Source organism: Enterococcus sp. DIV2371, assembly GCF_050498525.1.
Lineage (GTDB): Bacteria > Bacillota > Bacilli > Lactobacillales > Enterococcaceae > Enterococcus_B > Enterococcus_B mangumiae.
In genome coordinates this window covers 2,337,974-2,357,348 of record NZ_JBIPAJ010000001.1, presented here as the reverse complement: position 1 = coordinate 2,357,348, position 19,375 = coordinate 2,337,974, and the positions used below count along the sequence as shown (strand labels likewise).

Here is a 19,375-nt window from a genome sequence, read left to right as displayed (position 1 = left end):
GATTTTGCGCTTTTTGTTATGCTTTATAACGGTCAACTAAGGCCCGATAGATTCTTTCGACATCTGTTGGTGTACCACGTAATTCATAGTCTTCTACCATAGGGAAGCCAAATTGTTCAGCATATTGTTTTGCTGTCAAACAATATTGATGATTAAAGTTTTTGTTCCCACTACCGATGACACCAAGACAAAGCGTATGATTTTCTTGGTATTCCAAATATTCACGCATAGTCTCTGTCAAAATCTCCTGATCACCGCTATCGATGCCATTACCTCCTTCTAAATAAGTAGGTACAAAGGTAAAAAAAGGTTCAGTTTCTTTTTCAAAGTCGCTATTTTCATGGATCTCCTTCAAATCGACTAAGGGAAGTGAAGCATCTATGTCATGCTGTTCCGCAGCAAATGCCGCTAATTTTTTGACGAATCCTCGGGTATTACCAGAAATTGAGATATATAAGATATTCATGATCTCGTCCTCCAATCATTCTTAACTAGTATAGCATTTTTTTGTTTCTTAGGTAGGGAAGAAAAATGAAATGAGCATTCACTTTCCTTGTATAATTAGAAAAAAGTAGTTACAATTAAATTTCAATTAGAATTTTTTTGAAAGAAATAAATGGAACGAAGATTTGCTATACTTTGCATATAAAAGCGTTTTATTTTGGAGGATGGGTACATGGACACAGAGCAACAGAGAAAAGGTATTGGGTTGATCCCGTTAGCGGCCTTAGTGATTGGGTCGGCGATTGGAGGTGGCGTTTTCGGTATTATGACCGACATCTCAGGATCGGCTGGTGGCCCGGCAATATTCAGCTGGGTGTTAGTTGGGTCTGCCATGATGATGCTCTCGTTGTCAATCAATAATATCAATAAAAAACGACCAGAGTTAGAAGGTGGTATTTTTAGTTATGCCGAAGCTGGTTTTGGTCGATTTGCAGGATTTATCAGTGGTTGGGGGTATTGGCTGACTTGTTGGTTAGGAAATGTGGCCTTTGCTACTTTATTGATGAGTGCGCTAGGTTACTTCTTTCCAATATTTGATGGCGGGCAAAATATTGCCTCAGTCATTGTCAGTACGATTTTTTTATGGGGATATGCTTGGCTTGTCAATCGCGGCGTCGAAAATGCAAGTTACGTCAATGCAATCGTGACGATCTGTAAGTTAGTCCCTCTGTTTTTATTTATTATCGTTGCAATCAGTACCTTCTCACTGCAACAATTTATCAATAATTTTTCAAGTGAGATCATCTTGAATGCGAATGGACAACCGGTTCCTTTCTCAGGACAGATTCTCAGTTGTATCATGGTGATGCTATGGGTATTTGTAGGGATCGAAGGAGCTTCTGTTGTTGGTTCACGAGCAAAGAAAAAATCAGATGTTGGAAAAGCCACGATTTTAGGTATTTTTGGCTTGATTGTTATCTATGTGTTAGTTTCCATGTTACCTTATGGCACGATGTCGATGCAGGAACTACAGACGATACAAACGCAACCTGCGATGGGCTATGTGTTTGAGATGATGGTTGGTAAATGGGGCGCCATCGTGATCAATGGTGGCTTGATCATTTCCTTGGTCGGTGTATGGTTGTCTTGGACGATCCTACCGATCGAAACGATGCGCAATATGGCGGATGACGGATTATTGCCGGCACGCTGGGGGAAAGTCAATAAAAAAGGGGCACCAACATATGCGATCGTATTAACGACTATATGTACAAATGCTTTTTTACTTTCTCTATTGTTTACCGATAGTGCCTATAACTTTGCTTACACACTCGGAACAGCAGCGATCTTCTTTACATGGCTGTTTTTAGGATTGTATCAAATGAAACTTTCTTATCAAAGAAAAGAGTGGGTCCAGTTCTTTGTTGGGCTATTAGCAAGTGCTTTTCAAGTTTGGGCGATGTTATTTGTCGCTTTCAATGAAGTGATGCTCGTTCTTGTATTGTTTTTACCAGGTATCTTGTTTTATCTCAAAGCAAGAAAAGAAAAACAACAAGCTACTCCACAGACAAAACTTGATTATCTATTGCTTTCATTAGTATCGATTTTTGGGATAGTAGCAGCGGCATTATTTGCAACTGGAGTGTTACATCTTTAGAGCAAAGTTAAGTTACTATTTTTGTTTTACTCAATAACATCTGAGAGATTGTCCAGATCATGGTCATTTCTCAGATGTTTTTTCGTGTCTGTTACCCGATAAAAGGATAAAAAGAAGGATCGTTCTCAGGACGATTGTAATGATTGATCAAACAAACAATTTTGTAAGGGAAAATATTGAGAGAAAGATGGTCGAAAGATAAGACGATTGTCTATACTTGTTTTGTGAGTCACAGAAAAAAGGAGGAAATATATGAGGGTAAAAGGGTTGACGAGCTATCAATTGAAATGGATAGCGATTGTCTTTATGGTCGTTGATCATATCAATAGTTATTTCGGGATGCAATTAGGGTTGCCTAGTTGGGTTTCATGGTTAGGACGTTTCGTTGCGCCATTATTTGTGTTTTTATTAGTTGAAGGTTTCAAGTATACGCACAGTAAATATCAATATGCAAAACGATTAGGAATGGCGGCTTTTGTAGTGGCTATTGGAAATGTTATCTATAATTTAGCAACAGGAAATTACATTAGTTCGTACAATAATCAGCCAAACTATTTTTTATTTTTAGGGCCACATAATATCTTTTTGACATTATTCTTACTATTTTGCTTGATGTGGGTTCTTTCTATAATGAATGGGACGATTTGGAGAAAGGTAATACTTTCAGTAGCAGCACTTGTGTTGATGTTCATCACTGTGGCTTTTTCTGAAGGGGGCATTTATTTAGTTCCGATGTTGTTGCTGATGTACTTCTTCCGTGAGAAAAAAGAACACGGGAAATTGATAGTAGGTATTTTTGTATATACGCTGATTCTATTTTGCTTAGCTATCTTATCTTATACACAAATGCCTGATTACCAATCATTGTATCAGTTTTTGACGTTCGATAACGAATTCATGATGGTAACAGTCATTCCGTTCATTATTTTGTACAATGGAAAACTAGGAGGGACTGGACGCGCATTTGACAAGTATTTCTTCTATTTGTTCTATCCGATACATCTATGGATCATTTACTTGATCTATACCTTGATCAACTAAGCTATATTCAATGAAACAAACGAGGTGATTAGAAATAGTTTTTTACTATTTGTAGTCTCCTCGTTTATTTTTATGATCGATATTAATGACTATATTTTAGTTAAGTAGTCAATAACAAAGGGTCGTTATGTAGTGTAAGGAAGAGAACAGCCGTAGAGTACGCATAAAATGGCTTCTTTGTTATAGAATTGACAGAATTTTTGCAATATAAAAATTTTTTTGTAAGATTTCTCTATATTTTCAGTCGATTTTATTTTATAATGAAAAAATATCATGTAATTTTTAGGAGGAAAACGGATGGAAAATTATCTTAGCCTTTTAGGCGTACTGATTGTTATTCTTGGTTTTGCTTTCAAGTTAGATTCGATTTTGATCGTCATGGTTGCGTTAGTCGTGACAGCTTTTACTGGTGGTTTAGGACTTGAAGGAATGCTAGAAACTTTAGGTACAAGCTTTGTAAATAACCGAGGAATGGCAATTTTTATTATCATTATGTTAGCAACTGGTACGTTAGAACGCAATGGTCTGAAGGAATCTGCTGCAACGTTGATCAAACGTTTCAAGAAGGTATCAGCTGGAATGATCATCGATATTTATGGTGTTTTCCGAATGATCTTTGCAGCCTTCAACGTTAGTTTCGGTGGTGTAGCCGGCTTTGTCCGTCCAATCATCATGCCGATGGCGTTAGGTACTGTGGAATCAAAAGGATTAACAGTTAATCCTGAACATGAAGAGGAATTAAAAGGGATGTCTTCAGCAATGGAGAATATCTGCTGGTTCTTTGGGCAAGTGCTATTTATCGGTGGTGCGGGTGCTTTATTGGTTCAATCCACATTGAAAGATTTAGGCTACGAAGTTACCCTTGGTCAGTTGGCGTTGGTGCAAATACCAGTCGCAATCACTGCGCTGATCGTAGCGAGTGTCTATTTCTATTTAAAAGAAAAGAAATTAGCGAAGAAATACTATCCAGGAAAGGAGAAATAAGATGGGTTTTTTAGACTTTTTTACAAATTCTGAAGTATTACTAAGTGAAAAATTATTAGAAATCTTATATATCTTGATGGGGCTAGTTTTGATCTATACAGGTCTTCGTAATGCTTTTGATAAAAGTAACCCTCATCGATTTGGTTCTGCCTTTTTCTGGACAGTTTTGGGTGTCGTGATTGCTGCTGGTCGTTGGATATCGCCAATTGCCAATGGGGTATTGATTTTCGCGATGACGATCCCAGCTATCACGAAAAAGGTGAGCAAGGGTGCAAGTCGTTTGCCATCAAAAGAATATATGGAAAAGATGTCAGACAAGTTAGGCATGAAAATCTTTATTCCCGCATTGAGTATCGGGATCTTTGCCATTTTATTCGCCCTGTTCACTGATTTAGGTGCTTTAGTCGGTGTTGGTGTGGGGGTATTCGTAGCGATGCTGATCTTGATGTTCTTTTCAAGAGACAACCGCCCAACAACCTTCTTAGATGATGCATCAGACATGTTAGGGACAGTTGGTCCTTTAAGTATGTTGAGCTTCACTTGGTGCGGTCTTCACGAGTGCAGGAGTTGGTACAGTGATCTCCAGTGCTGTCGGTACGATCGTTCCTGAAGGGAATGTCAATATTGGGATCATCATCTATGCGTTAGGAATGGTTCTATTTACAGTGATCATGGGGAATGCTTTTGCGGCAATCACCGTCATGACAGTAGGTATCGGTGCTCCTTTTGTCTTTAGTCAAGGAGCTAATCCAGCGCTGATCGGAATGGTCGCATTGACATGTGGTTTCTGTGGAACATTGCTAACACCAATGGCTGCCAACTTTAATGTGGTACCAGTAGCAATGTTGGAAATGAAAGATAAATACGGCGTGATCAAGAATCAATTGTTTGTTGCTGTATTCATGCTCGTTTTCCAAATCGTATATATGATTTTATTTAAATAAGTTTATTGAGCGAAAAAGAATCAACGATTTCCGTTAAATATGGAGAAGATTGATTCTTTTTCCGAACATCAAAACATTTCAATATTGTCCATTTTTTGTTAAAATGGACAGACACTGAACCATTCGAATAGGAACGAATGATTCCAAGTGCTGGATCGCGTCACAACTAACAAATTTTTGTTTGTTGGTTGAGTAAATCTTTTGATGATGAAATGACGTATTAAATTGATAGAATAATGGAGGAATGGAACATGAAAGTACTCGTAACTGGTTTTGATCCATTTGGTGGAGATAAAGTAAATCCTGCCTATGAAGCAGTCAAAAAAATGCCGTCTGAGATTGCCGGCGCAGAAATCATTAAATTGGAAGTTCCCACTGTCTTTGGTAAGAGTGGGCAAGTCGTGAAAGAAGCCATCCAAGAACATCAACCTGAGATCGTGATTTGTGTCGGTCAAGCAGGGGGACGTTCAGCAATTTCTTTTGAACGAGTAGCAATCAATCTTGCAGAAGCACGTATTGCAGATAACGAAGGCAACCAACCTTTTGATACACCATTAGAAGCAGACGGACCAGCTGCTTACTTTACCTCATTACCGATCAAAGCAATGACAAAAAATGTACAAGAACATGGATTACCAGCTTATATTTCTTATACAGCCGGTACATTTGTTTGTAATGACATCATGTATCGATTGCTACACTTGATCGAAACAGAATTCCCAACGATTCGTGGCGGCTTCATCCATGTGCCATTTTCACCAGATCAAGTCATTGATCGTCCTGTAGGGACACCAGCGATGTCACTTGATGATATTGCATCTTCATTGACTTATGCGGTAGAAGCGGCAGTAAACAACAAAGAAGACATTTCAGGCAATGCAGGAACAACTCATTGATCGCAAGTTGAATCAATAGAAGTGGCTGATGCGACTGAACGCTAGTTTAGAAATGTCACGTATGAGACAGCGAAAAGCCGAAACACTATTTTCGGCTTTTTTGTTGCTCTTTTGATTTATTTTACATCCCTATTTAGAAAAGCAGGTGCAAGCGATGAATGAAAGTTGGCAAGTCATTTTTGACGAGTGGTTTCCTAAAGAACTCAAGCAACACTATCCAATAAAAATCTCAAAACAGTATACAAGTAGCCAACGATGGGAAATCTACGAGCGGTTGACGAAAGAGCAACGAATCGTCATTGATCAACATCGCCGCTATTTGATCCATTCTCGTTTTTTGGAAGAAAATTATTTGGCAGCTACAGATTGGGTTTTTTCTGACTTCAAGATCAATCCTTTTTTTCGTACATCAAGAAGGCAACAGAAACTGTATTGTGAATGTGGGCGTGAATTGAAAGTGCAATATATCGTTCGTTCGTCGAAAACGGGCAAAGAGCTAAAATTAGGAATCAATCATTTTGCTGAACATTTACATGTTAGTCCTACAGTTGCAGCATCTATTAATCAAGGGATGACGAAAGTGGATCTGGCACTTGATGAGATCCTATGGCTAAAACAACAAAATATTGCTTTTCCAGAGCGCCTTTGGCAAGAATATTGTTTGATGCTGTATCATAATCGGCGCCTTAAACAGCCCATTCTTCCCGACAAAAAGCTGACTACACGAATCGCTGAATTTCGCCAAGCGCAATTACCGATTTATTTAGCAGACTATCAAGCAATGGAAAAATATATCCAGCAGGTGGGATATCAAACGAAAGATAAGCCGAAAAAATTCCTTGGGAAAAAAACATTGTTTGAGGACTTTTCAGAAGAATTGACGAAAGATGTTGAGAATTTCTTATCTAATTATCAACTATTTCTCCAAAAAGATTGGTCGTCTGTTTCATTTGAAGAAGCAAGCCACCCTTCTGTTGCTTTTTTTGAAAAGTTTATTGCTGATCTAAGAGAAGGATCAAGGGAAGAAAAGCATTTGGATGTTAACCGATTAGCAAAAGAGCAACGTTTTATCCAACCACAAATTTATCATTTTGTTTGGCAACAATATCAACGTTATGGCTTTACAACTGGTTTTTTCGATAGCATTCCTCGGGTAATGAGGAATGGTTTTCTAAAGACTTTACGCAAGGAACGTGAAGAAAAACAGCAAGCTGCAACAAAAACAGTGTCAGAAATAGAATGGCAAGAACTTGCAAAGAAACTCAAACAGCAATCCGTCCGCTCTTTGATGGAAGCATATGGACAAGCAAACTATGTATTTACTTCAGAACAACAGCTTGCATTGAAAAAATTCCAAGAATTGGAATCAGTGATACAAACGATGGATGAAGAGACTAGAATGTTGATCAAGGAATTGTTCTAGTGGTCTCGAACTATTGAGAGAATCATAACGTGTCGATACCTAGAAATAAGCGAGAAAAGTCCCAATCTATTTTTGGTGATTTTCTCGCTTTGCTAATGATTTTGAAAGAACAAATTAATTTCTAGTGCAAGTCTCAAGAAACATGATGTGAAAAGTATTCCGCTTCCATTCGTTGCATTCGTTCTCTTTCTTTTTTGTTGTACCAAGGGGATACAGTAAAGGCTAATAAGTCGTTGATCAAGTAAACTGAGCTATTGATAAACATCGCTAAACTAGCAGAACCATGAGTATATGAGACATACCAGAGAACCATTTGTGCAAGACCGGAAGCAAGCCACCAATAATATTGGTTGTTGTAGCGAAGGAAGCTAATGATACCAGCAGACAGACTAATTGAAAAAGCAATCGCATCGATCCAAGGACGAGGATCATCTGTATACGTGCCAATCAAATAACCAGACGCCAAGTAAACCAAAATAGTACCAGCTATGGCGATCAACCAACTTTTTCCACTAAATTGTCGAATTTTAGAAGCCATATTATGGTTCCATTCTTTACTTAACAATACAGGGATATCTAAAGTAACCATATAGGCAATCTGTTCACCGATACTCAAGTAATTTTTAGCAGAAAAACCAACGATAATAAAACAAAGAGCAGAAAGTATCCCTAAGATACCATTGACTGATTTGGCGGCGTTGATCGATAAAATACATAATACACCTAAATTAGTACCGATAAAGGTAATGATCGCTAACCAAGTGATTGGCTGATTGACTAGAGTCATCACTTGGCATCCTAAACTAAAGTAGAATAAATAATAATTCTGTTGAGGCCAGCCTTTCAATTGATGAGTTAAAAATTTTAGATAATTACGCATGTAAAAAACTCCTTGGAACACAATATATAGTGTTTTATTATTTTCTGAACACAAATTATTGTATTCCTTTAAAAAAATATTTCTAGTCTTTCATTTTAAAAAAATATATGTTATTATTCGATTTGATTGTTTTCTGAAAAAATACATTTGCATTACAAACGATGAAAAAGCAGGGGAAGCCACGCGATGTGGCTCCTGTTTTTTTGTGTTGAGGGAGAAAAATCTTTGTTCTTCCTATAAGTCCTGATAAGATAAAGGAAACAAAGAGATTGGAAGTGTAGAGATGAATTTAACAACGATCCACCATGTCGCAATCATTGTGTCAGATTATCAAAAGTCACGCACTTTTTACGTTGATTTATTAGGGTTTGAGGTTATCCGTGAGAATTATCGAGAAGACCGTGGAGATTATAAATTAGATTTGAAATTAGGTGAGATGGAGCTTGAGATTTTCGGCATTGAAAATGCACCTAAAAGACCAAGTTATCCAGAAGCTTGCGGCTTGAGACACTTAGCATTCAAAGTAGAAAGAATTGAAGAAACCGTAGCTGAATTGCAAAAACTGGGCATTGAAACTGAACCGATCCGCATCGATACCTTTACAGGAGAAAAAATGACCTTCTTTTTTGATCCAGACGGTTTGCCCCTCGAATTACATGAATAGGTAACAAATTTGTCACTTTTTCTTCCTTTCATTCGATTTTTTTCTTTTATGATTCTTGCTATTCTAAAAAGAAAACAGGGAGAGAATCGAATGAAAAAAATAATCATTGCAACGTCGATCGCCATCATTGTCAGCTTAGCCGCTCTATTAGGACTATTGGATGCAAACTTTTCCTTTGATGACATCAGTGACCAAGAATATCAAGTTTCATTGCAAAAAGCAGTGACTATCTTACGAGACGAATACCAAGAAGAGAAAGTCAGCCGTATCCAGTTCAACCAATTAAAGGAAGAACAAAGTAACAAAAAAATGTATGAGTATATTTTTTATACTCCTGATCGCGTCGTAACAGTGAACCCAATCTCAGGAAAGTCAAGAGTTGTGGAAGAAAGTCAGAAAGAGCCAGGGCAATTCTTTAGTTTAAAAACGATCCAGCAAGTGAAACATCCGCAGACTGCTATGAAAGAAGCGGTCCATAAAGTCGGAAAACAGCAAGGAAAAGCAAAAAGTTGGGAAATCACAACAAAAAGTGGTCAGTTGTATTATCGGATAGCCGTAGATGGCAAGAATCACTTAGAAGACGTGTTGATCAGCGCTTAAAAGAGAAGGGGTTTCACTTCTCTTTTTTGGTAGTTAAGAGTAAGCTAAAAGTGTAAAAAAAAGAAGGGATTGAGGAAATCATGCAAAAAATGATTTGTCCAAACTGTGGAAAAAAATTCACTTATGAAGAAGTAAACCATATCGTAGAACACGTAAAAAAAGAGATGCCGATCGTTTGTCCCTATTGCCGCTTTGAAGCGAAAACAATCGTTTCGAATGGGTACTTTGTGACACAAAAAATCGAGGATTATCTAAATTAGCTGTTTTGCTCTTAGATTTCATTGTGTTAGAATGAAAAAAAGGAGTGTCAGAAATGATTCGTAATGCAAGAAAAGAAGATGCGGCAGCGATTGCTCCGCTTATTTTAGTTATTTTGAAAGATATGGATCTACCCTTTCTTTTAAAGTACGGAGAAGAAAAAACATTGGAAATATTAGAAGAAGCAATCACAGATCCAGACTATCGCTACAGCTATACAAGAGGGATCGTTGACGAGCGAGAAGGCAAGGTAGCAGGGATTGCTTATGGTTATACAGACGAAGAAGAGTCGTTTATCGATCAACCATTAGAGAAAGTGTTGCAAAAACATGGTATTTATGAACAGGTGGAAATGTTTGCGGATAGAGAAACCTTTCCTGATGAATGGTATTTAGATTCGATCTGTGTTTCTGAAGAATTTAGAGGACAAGGAATCGGTTCCTCTTTGCTAGAAGCATTACCTCCGATCGTAAAAAAACAAAACCGCGATGCCATTGGACTAAGCTGCGATAAGCAAAACCCGCAAGCTAGAAAATTATACGAACGTCATGGCTTCAAAGTAGTGGGCGAACGTACGATCAGTGGGCATCTTTATGATCATATGCAAAAGAAAATCGTCGAGTGATTTTTTAAATGAATCGTTTGAAAAGAGAGGCTGGTACGAAATCCGTAAACAGCCTTTTTTGTTGTTCTTTTTTGTCAGCTAGAAGCAGGTAATCAGGAAGAACGATTATGACTCCAAAGCAGTAATTTCTGATCAATGTAAAAAATTATTTCTTTTATGTGATACAGTAAGATTGGTATAGATTTTTTACTAGGAAAATTTCACGGACCGAGAAAAGGATTTGATCGTTGGTTTTAGTAGATGCAATAAGCTTCGGCTTTTTTTATTGTACATAATCTGTACTAGCGACTGGATCAGTTTCGGGATTTTTGATGGATGAATGAAAGGAGAAGGGGGATTGGCGAAAAACTAGCTGATAAAAATACGATAGTAGGGCAACCATTTTTCACACATCGATTTTTAGAAAAGAGGAAAACGAATTGAAAAAAATACTCTTTTTCATTATAAATATGATATTTTTGATTGCTACTTTGATAAATGTTTTTTCTTTATTTTATGTTTATAATCAAAGAAATTTAGATTTTGTATCGAATCATTTTACTTCTAAAGACACAGTTCGTCTCATCGCTAACCAAAAGATAGATTCTGAAAAATGGCGAGAATTATTAGAGGATCAAAAAAATATTTTGGTTGTTAAAAATTTAGAAAGCAACTTCTATTTTAAAGCTATTTATACGAATTATGATTGGTATCTTCCGCTGATTGAAGGCAGAAGTTTTGTGCGAGAGGATTTTTATGATGGAAAAAACAGAGCAATCATTGGGGAAGGATTGGCAAATACAGATACAGGAACTATACATATTGAAGAAAAAGAATACGAAGTTATTGGTATCTTAGATAGCCGCTATGCAAAAAATTTATCAAAAACAGCTTTGGTAAATATCAATTCATTAGAAGGAAATCAAACCAATGGAGTGTATCAAATCAATTCTAATAAGGCAACGATGGAAAAGCTAAAAAGTGAGTTGATGAATGGTATAGCAGCTATTACTTATTCGGAGGATACCAGATCCTATAATGCGAAAAATTTAGAAAATAATAATCAAGTGTTGCGATATTCATTTCAAGTACTATGCTTATTAGCAATTGGGATGTGTGTCTTGTTTTATTTAACATTAACTCAGTCGACAAGATCGCTGAAAAAAACGATAGGGATATCGAGAAATACTGTGCTCTTAGAAGAAGTGAAACACTTATTCTTCTTCTGGGTAATTGAGAGTATTCTTGTTTTTGGAGGAGTCTATTTACCGTTCAAACAGTCCATTTATGATTCGATAACTATATTTGTTGTTAGTTATATTTCTTCGCAAATGCTTATCGTGGGATGTTCAGTCCTTCTGTTTAGTTTTCTTTTTATACGGAATTGGAGGAACATCGATGAAATTAAATAATCTTATAGTAGAGGTTCTTGAATCTGTAAAAAGAAAAAAGTATTTGCTATTCTTTTATGGACTGTTTTTACTATTTTCATTTTTGACACTATCTATTTCAACTGTCATGTTTCAAGAGAATCATAATGAAGAGCATAGGCTGTCTGTAGGAAACACAAAAACCTTTAAGTTGGTAGACACGCTTATTGGGGAAAAAGAAGAAAACTTTTTAAAGAATCTTCAGAGCGTTAATTATCTGAATGCTATGTACAAAGAATTAATGGACAGCCAAATAGGAAACTATCAGATAGTGAGTAGTCAAAGTATCAATTATTTGCAGGATAAAGATTTACCAACTCATTTTATCGAAAATTACGAGCAAATTGTTGGTTTTGATCGAAGTTTGGGTAAAGAAGAGATCCCTTTCAAATCTTTACAGATAAACGATCATGCGTTGAAACGCTTCAAGCTTAGACTAGCCACTGGAGATTCTTTTTCTCAGGATGATTATCAATATAGTAGTGGGAAAATCTCAGTTATCTTAGGGGATAGTTACTCCGATCATTTTTCTATGGGAGATAACATACAGCTATCTTATCTTTTTAAAGAATTTGAGGCAGAGGTCATTGGTTTCGTTGAAAAAGGAGAAAGGATTACTTTTAACGAGTACGAAGACTATGTGCTAGACCATTATATGATTTTGCCATTTATCGAACATGCACCTCAAAAAATCAGTGAAGAAGAATTTTCATTTTTTCAAAAACATTTTCTAAATGGGATCAATGGCTACTTTCAAGTTCCAGAATCGTTCTCTCAGGAAAAAGTTTATAAGTTAGTAAATGATATTTCTGCGACATATGAAGTGGGGACAGTCGATTTAATAGGTGAATCAGGATTTCATTTATCGTCACTCTTATTTACAATCACTAAAAACAATGAATTACTAAAATTAGTTGTCTCTTTTTCAATAATTATATTAGTGTTGATAACTATTGTTTTTTGTTGTTTAGAAATGTATCGAGATAAAAGAATATACCAATTACATTTGTTGTTTGGAGCGACAAAAAAAGAAATTCGTAATTATATCATGGGAGAAAAAATATTGCTTTTATCCTTTGTTCTATGTGTAAGTTTAATTTTAGCTAACTATTTAGGGGAAGTGACACTTGGTCTCTTTATTCGTTTACTCAGCTTGTCCTTACTTTTACTTTTTTTATTCTTTTTAATATCAACTATCATTCTTAGAAAATGGAGAATTACAAATGATTAGTATACAGGATGTTTCCCTTAAAATAAGAGATGGCCGGAATAAGAAAGAATTATTTCAACACCTGAATTTGGATCTAAACGAGGGGCAAAAAATAGCGATCATGGGGAAAAGCGGGAGTGGTAAAACCACTTTATTAAAATTGATTGCTGGTCTTATCAAAGCAGATACAGGAAATATATTCTTTGAAGATAAAAACCTTAGAAAAATGAGTGCGAATGAGTTGAGCGCCAATCGCTTAAATAATATTGGATTTATTTTCCAGAATAATCCTATGATCGAGAGTAAAAATGTATTTGATAATATTGCTTTACCTTTAAAATATTTAGGAATCGAAAAGAAAATAATTGACCAAAAAGTTCAGGCTGTTTCCCAAAGTTTAGCTATTGAGGATTTATTGTTAGAAAATCCTTTCTATCTATCTGGAGGGGAAAAGCAAAGAGTGGGAATTGCACGAGCACTTATTACGGAACCTAAGCTGATCTTAGCGGATGAGCCCACAGGTTCTTTAGATGCTGAAACTGAATCGATGGTTTTAAATATCTTTCAGAGAATTGAATTAACAAGAACTAGTTTTATTATGGTAACACACGATTTTTCCGTAGCTAATATTTGTGACGAAATATATACATTACAAGATAAAAAGCTTTTAAAAAAGTAAGAAACGATACTATGATAAATAATGATGAACGAGTGTGATTTTGACGTATGATGTTAAAATTTCGCTCGTTTTTTTATTTTGAATAGATGGAACAAAGCTAAAAACTTCTGGATTATTTTTAAACTATAACAAAGTAATAGCTATAAAAGTGGTGGTGAATAGGAATCATCTATAAACAAGATTTCAATAAATTGTTAATTTCTAGAAAAGTTTCAGAAAAGGTGTTTATTTTATTAACTTTTAGGACTATAATAACAAATGTTTTTATGTTATGGAAATTCATATATTTATGAAAAGAGATGAAATTATGTTTAAGAACAAGTTTTTGAATCTATTCCTACTATCGGCTTTGGTGATCAATCTGTGTTTTCCAATCCAAGTAATTGCCGAAACATTTATTCCACAAGATCCAGGAAGTGTCTATGATGATTTGACTGGTGATTATGGACTACTAGGAATTGCTTCTCAGTTCCATGTATTCGCAAAAGAAAAAACAACGATCAATGCGCATACAGAGGGCAATGTAGCAACGGGTGTGTTATCAGCCACAAATAATTTCGGTACCTCGATCACTACAGGAGATTTAAACAACGAGATCAACTATGCACAGGTTATAGAGAACATTAGCAGTTCAGTCGAGACCTCTGCTTCTGATACCCGCGTGAATGAATTTATTGTGGGTTCGGGAAATGTGGTCACGAGTGAAAATGATAAAGTTGTGGTCAACGGGACGAGATTGGATCATCTAACACAAGATGAATTCTATCAAGATCAACCAGGTCAACAATATATTGATTTTGAAAAGGAATTTGAACGATTGATTGAAGCTTCAGATAAGCTGATGACATCAGACTCATCAAAAACATATACAACTGCTGATTTTCCCGACATGAATAATCGTGTGATCGATTGTACAAGTATTGAAGGTGATGAACCTTTGATCATCAACGTGGATGCTTCGGTTCTTGCAAAGAACACACCATTGCGAATCAATAATCCTGATGGGAAAGTGATTGTCATAAACGTTGTGGATGTGCCAGAAGATTTCACTGTGCATTCACAAATCCAATATAATGATCGCTCAAACCATCAAACAGAAGATTTTTCTGATGCCAATATTTCTTGGAATTTTGGGACTAAAACTGGACAACTGACAATTGATGCACCATTTCAAGGAACGATTATTGCCCCTTGTTCGGATATCACGGTCAACCAAAGTCAGTATGGAACGATCATTGGGAAAAATGTTACTTTAAATGCCACAACAAACCGTTGGGATCCAAATGAAATTTTTCTTGCCACAGATACGGATGATAAGACAGGTGAAAGCAGTACCGAGCCAAGCACGAGTGAAAGCAGTACAGAACCAAGCACAAGTGAAAGCAGTACAGAGCCAAGCACAAGTGAAAGCAGTACAGAACCAAGCACAAGTGAAAGCAGTACAGAACCAAGTACAAGCGAAAGCAGTACAGAACCAAGCACGAGTGAAAGCAGTACAGAGCCAAGTACGAGCGAAAGCAGTACAGAACCAAGCACAAGTGAAAGCATTACAGAACCAAGTACAAGCGAAAGCAGTACAGAACCAAGCACGAGTGAAAGCAGTACAGAGCCAAGTACGAGCGAAAGCAGTACAGAACCAAGCACAAGTGAAAGCAGTACAGAACCAAGCACGAGCGAAAGCAGTACAGAACCAAGCACAAGTGAAAGCAGTACAGAACCAAGCACAAGTGAAAGCAGTACGGAACCAAGCAAGAGCGAAAGCAGTACGGAACCAAGCACAAGTGAAAGCAGTACGGAACCAAGCACAAGTGAAAGCAGTACGGAACCAAGCACAAGTAAAAGCAGTACGGAACCAAGCACGAGCGAAAGCAGTACGGAACCAAGCACAAGTGAAAGCAGTACCGAGCCAAGCACAAGTGAAAGCACCTCGGATTCAGGAAACCGGGGGCATCATTCAGACACTACTACCACTAGCAGTTTTTCATCAACAAATACCTCTGAAGAACCTGTGAACAGCGAAAAAGTGACAACAGAGAGCGATGGAGTAGATACTGTGGGGACCGATAGAAGTGAAAACAAAGTAGGGGTAGTTGTTGGATCAAACAGCAATAATGGTGGTCCTTCAGCTAAAGATGGACAATCACAAAACCAACAATTTTTCCCTAAAACAAATGGGGAAAGAAATAATTTGTGGATCATGGTAGGTACAATGCTGATTTATGTAGTGACACTTCTTTTCTATAGAAGAAAACATGTGTAAAAAAAAGAACGCAAGGGATTCCTTGTGTTCTTTTTTAGTTAACATCAAAGCGATAAGAAAGAGGTGTTTCTTTGTCTTTGTTTTTTCGATAGAGCCAATAATCAAGGACAGCAGCGATGCAGATACAAATAGGGGCATTCTCTTCATTGGGGATATCAAGAACATAGTAATCACCGGTAAAGAGCGTTGCTTTGTCCATTTCCATGATGGGTTCATTGAAATGTTGGATCTGATAGCGGTGATTATAGATATCTCCCTGTACAGTCCAATGTAATCGGCGGATATAATAAAAATCTCCTGGCCAATTGAAAATCTTTTGCATCGTACCGACTTTTTCGAAATCTTTGTAAAGTTCAAAGCGTGTACCAAATGTCAGGCTGATTTGCTTGATATGTGCTACTAGATCACCATTCATGGCATAAAGAGACAACGCATCTCCTTTCGTTCCCCAGCGGCCGACCATCAAAAAAAGTGATTTCCCTTTTTCGTCTTTGACGATCGTCCGAGTAGCACGACTCAGCTGTTTTTCCTGAATGAAAAATTCTGACATGTTTGTTCCCCTCTTTTCTTCAAACAACTATAGATTTTCGTTGATTGCGCGCAAGATGGCTTTGCCAACACCTGATTCAAGATTTGTATCTGTTACGTATTTTGCGTAATCTTTGACTTCAATTTCTGCATTTCCCATGGCGAAACTAACGCCAGCGGTTTGCAACATGCTGACATCGTTGAAATTATCCCCGATCGTCATCACTTCGTCTAAAGTGATACCACGTTCATGTGCGACGTGCGCCACTGCGATTCCTTTTTGAGCATTCTTATGATTGATCTCAATATTGTTTTGTCCAGAAGAAGTCACTGCCAGTTCGCCTAAACTACTGATTTCTTTCCCGACAGGTCCTAAAATGCGTGCCCCTTCTGTGTGGAAGCAGATGATTTTTAACACTTCTAATTTTTCATCAAGTAATAATTCACGTATGCTATCAACATAAGTGATGTGTAAAAGTTCAAGATTAGCGGAAGCCATGGCAATCGCCATTTTATAAGTCAAGTGAGGCATATGAGTCGCAATGGAAGAGGCGAAGCTTTCGATTCTCTTCGGTTGGCTTTCAGAATATAGCCCTTGATTTGTTGCTACTTCATAATAAATGCCATTTGCGTCTAAAATATCCATTACAGTCATTGCTTGGGGACTTGGAATCGGTACTGTAAAAAGCGATTTTCCTGATTTGTCATAGACTTGTGCGCCATTCAAAGTGATCATCGCACATTCGATTCCTACTTCATCTAAAGCTGCTCGTGCTTCTTGAGCGTTACGTCCAGTAGCTACCATAAATTCAATGCCTAGCTCGTTTGCCAAGCGGATCGCGTCAGTATTTTCTGTTGAGATACCCATATGTGCATCGAGTAAAGTGCCATCCATATCAGAGGCAATTAGTTTGATCATGTCATTACCGTTCCTTTCCTTTTCTCTTCCCTAGTTTAACATACTAATACGAACTAGGAGGGAAGATTTTGACTTGTTAACAAATAATTTGTGAGTTATTCTGGAAAATAGGAGGTGGGGAATTTGAAAAAAATCATCCACAATAGTTGGCAAGATCGATTAGCTGATGAGTTTGAAAAAGACTATTATCAGCGTTTACGAAATTTTTTGAAAGAAGAGTATGCAACTCAAAAAATCCATCCCGATATGTACCATGTGTATGAAGCGTTAGAACTGACCCCTTATGAAGAAGTGAAAGTAGTGATTTTAGGACAAGATCCTTATCATGGCGTGAATCAAGCACATGGTCTGTCTTTTTCCGTACAGCCAGGAGTAAAAACACCACCATCTTTAGTCAATATCTACAAAGAATTGAAGAATGATCTAGGGATCGAACCAGTGGGGCATGGAAATTTAGTAAGTTGGGCCAAACAAGGGGTTCTACTATTGAATACCGTACTAACTGTCAGAGAAGGACAAGCTTATTCACATCGTGGGAAAGGCTGGGAACAGTTGACCGATGCGGTGATTGAGAAACTGAACGAACGGGACAAACCGATCGTGTTTATTCTTTGGGGCAAACCAGCGCAGGAAAAAATGAAAATGATCGACAAGAGTCGTCACATTATAATAACAGCGCCTCATCCAAGCCCATTATCTGCCCATCGTGGTTTCTTTGGCTCAAAACCTTTTTCAAAAACGAATGATGCGTTGCTTGCATTAGGGGAAACGCCAATTGATTGGCAACTGCCTAAAACAGTGTAATGATACACCGCTTTCCTGTTATAGTGCAGTTTGTTCAGATTATGTGAAAAAGTTAATTATTATCCACTTTTTGACTGATACAGAAATTTAAAACTGTTCTTTTTTTTAATAATAGTGTATCATGGTAGTTAATAAAAATAACTGGAGGTCATCTTGTGGAATTGTTTGATAGTTTAAGATTTAAAATTGTACGTCGCGGGATCAAAATCGTGTTTCCAGAAGCAACGGATGCAAGAATTTTAGGAGCAGCAGCACGTTTAAAAGCAGAAGAATTAGTTGAACCGATTTTGATCGGTAGTAAAGAAGAGATTGAAGCAGCGGCCAACGCACGTGGTATCCAAACATCTAACTTCACGATCATCAATCCAAATGATTATGAAAAATGGGATGAAATGGTTGAAGCTTTTGTTGAACGACGTAACGGAAAAGCAACAAAAGAACAAGCTGAAAAAATCCTAAAAGATGTCAATTATTTTGGAACAATGCTTACATATATGGGCATTGCTGATGGTATGGTTTCTGGTGCGATCCATTCGACTGGAGATACAGTACGTCCAGCACTACAAATCATCAAAACAAAACCAGGTGTAAGCCGTACAAGTGGTGCAATGATCATGGTTCGCGGAAGAGATCAAGAAAAATATGTCTTTTCTGACTGTGCAATCAATGTAAATCCAAATGCACAAGAATTAGCAGAAATCGCTGTTGAGTCAGCAAAAACAGCTGAATTATTTGATATCGATCCAAAGATCGCTTTGATGAGTTTCTCAACAAAAGGTTCTGCCGCAGCTCCTGAAGTAGACAAAGTTGTTGAAGCAACTAGAATTGCGAAAGAATTAGCACCTCAATATACGATTGATGGCGAATTGCAATTTGATGCGTCATACGTACCAGCAGTCGCACAATTGAAAGCTCCTGACTCTAAAGTCGCTGGTCAAGCAACTGTCTTTGTTTTCCCAGAATTACAATCAGGAAACATTGGCTACAAGATTGCCCAACGTTTTGGTAACTTTGAAGCAATCGGCCCAATCTTACAAGGTTTGAACAAACCAGTAAGTGATCTATCTCGTGGTGCCAATGAAGAAGATGTTTACAAATTAGCGATCATTACAGGCGCACAAACATTATTAGATTAATCGAACAGTGTAAA

At 37.2% G+C, this 19,375-nt stretch carries 19 protein-coding genes and 1 pseudogene; 16 read left to right on the top strand and 4 right to left on the bottom strand.

Annotation, left to right across the window (positions count from 1 at the left end; genetic code table 11):
• Positions 1–16 precede the first annotated feature (16 nt).
• Complete coding sequence (gene nrdI / locus IGL24_RS11000; RefSeq protein WP_206853986.1) at positions 17–466, bottom strand: class Ib ribonucleoside-diphosphate reductase assembly flavoprotein NrdI; 450 nt, start codon at positions 464–466, stop codon at positions 17–19.
• 210 nt (positions 467–676) lie between these two features.
• Between nrdI and IGL24_RS10995 the strand changes: the two genes are divergently transcribed.
• The 6 genes and pseudogenes from IGL24_RS10995 to IGL24_RS10970 all read left to right on the top strand — a co-directional run bounded on the left by IGL24_RS10995 (position 677) and on the right by IGL24_RS10970 (position 7,389).
• The gene (locus IGL24_RS10995) at positions 677–2,101 is read left to right on the top strand and encodes a basic amino acid/polyamine antiporter (protein ID WP_206853984.1); all 1,425 of its coding nucleotides are present in this window, start codon (positions 677–679) and stop codon (positions 2,099–2,101) included.
• A gap of 252 nt (positions 2,102–2,353) precedes the next feature.
• The gene (locus tag IGL24_RS10990) at positions 2,354–3,142 is read left to right on the top strand and encodes a TraX family protein (RefSeq protein ID WP_206853981.1); all 789 of its coding nucleotides are present in this window, start codon (positions 2,354–2,356) and stop codon (positions 3,140–3,142) included.
• Between the two features lie 297 nt (positions 3,143–3,439).
• Positions 3,440–4,126 (top strand): DUF969 domain-containing protein, encoded by a 687-nt coding sequence (locus IGL24_RS10985; RefSeq protein ID WP_104776690.1) that lies wholly within the window; start codon positions 3,440–3,442, stop codon positions 4,124–4,126.
• A 1-nt stretch (position 4,127) separates the two neighbouring features.
• Positions 4,128–5,070, top strand: a pseudogene (locus IGL24_RS10980) (DUF979 domain-containing protein).
• Positions 5,071–5,321: 251 nt separating this feature from the next.
• A complete protein-coding gene (gene pcp, locus IGL24_RS10975; protein ID WP_206853976.1) occupies positions 5,322–5,966 on the top strand; it encodes a pyroglutamyl-peptidase I in 645 nt (214 codons plus the stop codon).
• A gap of 154 nt (positions 5,967–6,120) precedes the next feature.
• The gene (locus IGL24_RS10970; RefSeq protein ID WP_207700316.1) at positions 6,121–7,389 is read left to right on the top strand and encodes a hypothetical protein; all 1,269 of its coding nucleotides are present in this window, start codon (positions 6,121–6,123) and stop codon (positions 7,387–7,389) included.
• A 133-nt stretch (positions 7,390–7,522) separates the two neighbouring features.
• On the opposite strand, the gene pnuC is transcribed toward IGL24_RS10970, so the two are convergent.
• Positions 7,523–8,269, bottom strand: coding sequence for a nicotinamide riboside transporter PnuC (gene pnuC / locus IGL24_RS10965; RefSeq protein WP_206853973.1), 747 nt, complete (start codon positions 8,267–8,269; stop codon positions 7,523–7,525).
• Positions 8,270–8,552: 283 nt separating this feature from the next.
• On the opposite strand from pnuC, the gene gloA2 reads away from it, so the two are divergent.
• The 8 genes from gloA2 (at position 8,553) to IGL24_RS10925 (ending at position 15,974) form a co-directional block, all read left to right on the top strand.
• Positions 8,553–8,933 (top strand): SMU1112c/YaeR family gloxylase I-like metalloprotein, encoded by a 381-nt coding sequence (gene gloA2 / locus IGL24_RS10960; protein ID WP_206853970.1) that lies wholly within the window; start codon positions 8,553–8,555, stop codon positions 8,931–8,933.
• A gap of 90 nt (positions 8,934–9,023) precedes the next feature.
• The gene (locus IGL24_RS10955; RefSeq protein WP_206853967.1) at positions 9,024–9,533 is read left to right on the top strand and encodes a hypothetical protein; all 510 of its coding nucleotides are present in this window, start codon (positions 9,024–9,026) and stop codon (positions 9,531–9,533) included.
• A gap of 80 nt (positions 9,534–9,613) precedes the next feature.
• Complete coding sequence (locus IGL24_RS10950; protein ID WP_019723704.1) at positions 9,614–9,793, top strand: hypothetical protein; 180 nt, start codon at positions 9,614–9,616, stop codon at positions 9,791–9,793.
• 53 nt (positions 9,794–9,846) lie between these two features.
• Positions 9,847–10,416: a GNAT family N-acetyltransferase gene (locus IGL24_RS10945; protein WP_206853965.1), complete on the top strand. Its 570-nt coding sequence runs from the start codon at positions 9,847–9,849 to the stop codon at positions 10,414–10,416.
• Positions 10,417–10,865: 449 nt separating this feature from the next.
• A complete protein-coding gene (locus tag IGL24_RS10940; RefSeq protein ID WP_429968449.1) occupies positions 10,866–11,807 on the top strand; it encodes an ABC transporter permease in 942 nt (313 codons plus the stop codon).
• Complete coding sequence (locus IGL24_RS10935; protein ID WP_207700314.1) at positions 11,794–13,056, top strand: hypothetical protein; 1,263 nt, start codon at positions 11,794–11,796, stop codon at positions 13,054–13,056. The genes IGL24_RS10940 and IGL24_RS10935 overlap by 14 nt, the downstream gene beginning before the upstream one ends.
• A complete protein-coding gene (locus IGL24_RS10930; RefSeq protein WP_207115885.1) occupies positions 13,049–13,714 on the top strand; it encodes an ABC transporter ATP-binding protein in 666 nt (221 codons plus the stop codon). Before IGL24_RS10935 ends, IGL24_RS10930 begins: the two co-directional genes overlap by 8 nt.
• A gap of 307 nt (positions 13,715–14,021) precedes the next feature.
• Positions 14,022–15,974: a hypothetical protein gene (locus IGL24_RS10925; RefSeq protein ID WP_429966332.1), complete on the top strand. Its 1,953-nt coding sequence runs from the start codon at positions 14,022–14,024 to the stop codon at positions 15,972–15,974.
• A 34-nt stretch (positions 15,975–16,008) separates the two neighbouring features.
• Here the strand turns inward: IGL24_RS10925 and IGL24_RS10920 are convergent, their stop codons facing one another.
• Positions 16,009–16,524, bottom strand: coding sequence for an LURP-one-related/scramblase family protein (locus IGL24_RS10920; protein WP_206858783.1), 516 nt, complete (start codon positions 16,522–16,524; stop codon positions 16,009–16,011).
• Positions 16,525–16,551: 27 nt separating this feature from the next.
• On the bottom strand, positions 16,552–17,421 hold the full coding sequence (locus IGL24_RS10915) for a Cof-type HAD-IIB family hydrolase (RefSeq protein WP_207114681.1): 870 nt from the start codon (positions 17,419–17,421) through the stop codon (positions 16,552–16,554).
• Between the two features lie 123 nt (positions 17,422–17,544).
• Here IGL24_RS10915 and IGL24_RS10910 point away from each other — a divergent pair, with 123 nt between their 5' ends.
• Positions 17,545–18,225, top strand: coding sequence for a uracil-DNA glycosylase (locus tag IGL24_RS10910; protein WP_206858781.1), 681 nt, complete (start codon positions 17,545–17,547; stop codon positions 18,223–18,225).
• 155 nt (positions 18,226–18,380) lie between these two features.
• Positions 18,381–19,361, top strand: coding sequence for a phosphate acetyltransferase (pta, locus tag IGL24_RS10905; protein WP_010734762.1), 981 nt, complete (start codon positions 18,381–18,383; stop codon positions 19,359–19,361).
• Positions 19,362–19,375: the final 14 nt, after the last annotated feature.

Bases quoted from the DNA above. Each gene is read 5' to 3' on its own strand.
- nrdI (WP_206853986.1), bottom strand. From the start codon at position 466: ATGAATATCTTATATATCTCAATTTCTGGTAATACCCGAGGATTCGTC.
- IGL24_RS10995 (WP_206853984.1), top strand. From the start codon at position 677: ATGGACACAGAGCAACAGAGAAAAGGTATTGGGTTGATCCCGTTAGCG.
- IGL24_RS10990 (WP_206853981.1), top strand. From the start codon at position 2,354: ATGAGGGTAAAAGGGTTGACGAGCTATCAATTGAAATGGATAGCGATT.
- IGL24_RS10985 (WP_104776690.1), top strand. From the start codon at position 3,440: ATGGAAAATTATCTTAGCCTTTTAGGCGTACTGATTGTTATTCTTGGT.
- pcp (WP_206853976.1), top strand. From the start codon at position 5,322: ATGAAAGTACTCGTAACTGGTTTTGATCCATTTGGTGGAGATAAAGTA.
- IGL24_RS10970 (WP_207700316.1), top strand. From the start codon at position 6,121: ATGAATGAAAGTTGGCAAGTCATTTTTGACGAGTGGTTTCCTAAAGAA.
- pnuC (WP_206853973.1), bottom strand. From the start codon at position 8,269: ATGCGTAATTATCTAAAATTTTTAACTCATCAATTGAAAGGCTGGCCT.
- gloA2 (WP_206853970.1), top strand. From the start codon at position 8,553: ATGAATTTAACAACGATCCACCATGTCGCAATCATTGTGTCAGATTAT.
- IGL24_RS10955 (WP_206853967.1), top strand. From the start codon at position 9,024: ATGAAAAAAATAATCATTGCAACGTCGATCGCCATCATTGTCAGCTTA.
- IGL24_RS10950 (WP_019723704.1), top strand. From the start codon at position 9,614: ATGCAAAAAATGATTTGTCCAAACTGTGGAAAAAAATTCACTTATGAA.
- IGL24_RS10945 (WP_206853965.1), top strand. From the start codon at position 9,847: ATGATTCGTAATGCAAGAAAAGAAGATGCGGCAGCGATTGCTCCGCTT.
- IGL24_RS10940 (WP_429968449.1), top strand. From the start codon at position 10,866: ATGATATTTTTGATTGCTACTTTGATAAATGTTTTTTCTTTATTTTAT.
- IGL24_RS10935 (WP_207700314.1), top strand. From the start codon at position 11,794: ATGAAATTAAATAATCTTATAGTAGAGGTTCTTGAATCTGTAAAAAGA.
- IGL24_RS10930 (WP_207115885.1), top strand. From the start codon at position 13,049: ATGATTAGTATACAGGATGTTTCCCTTAAAATAAGAGATGGCCGGAAT.
- IGL24_RS10925 (WP_429966332.1), top strand. From the start codon at position 14,022: ATGTTTAAGAACAAGTTTTTGAATCTATTCCTACTATCGGCTTTGGTG.
- IGL24_RS10920 (WP_206858783.1), bottom strand. From the start codon at position 16,524: ATGTCAGAATTTTTCATTCAGGAAAAACAGCTGAGTCGTGCTACTCGG.
- IGL24_RS10915 (WP_207114681.1), bottom strand. From the start codon at position 17,421: ATGATCAAACTAATTGCCTCTGATATGGATGGCACTTTACTCGATGCA.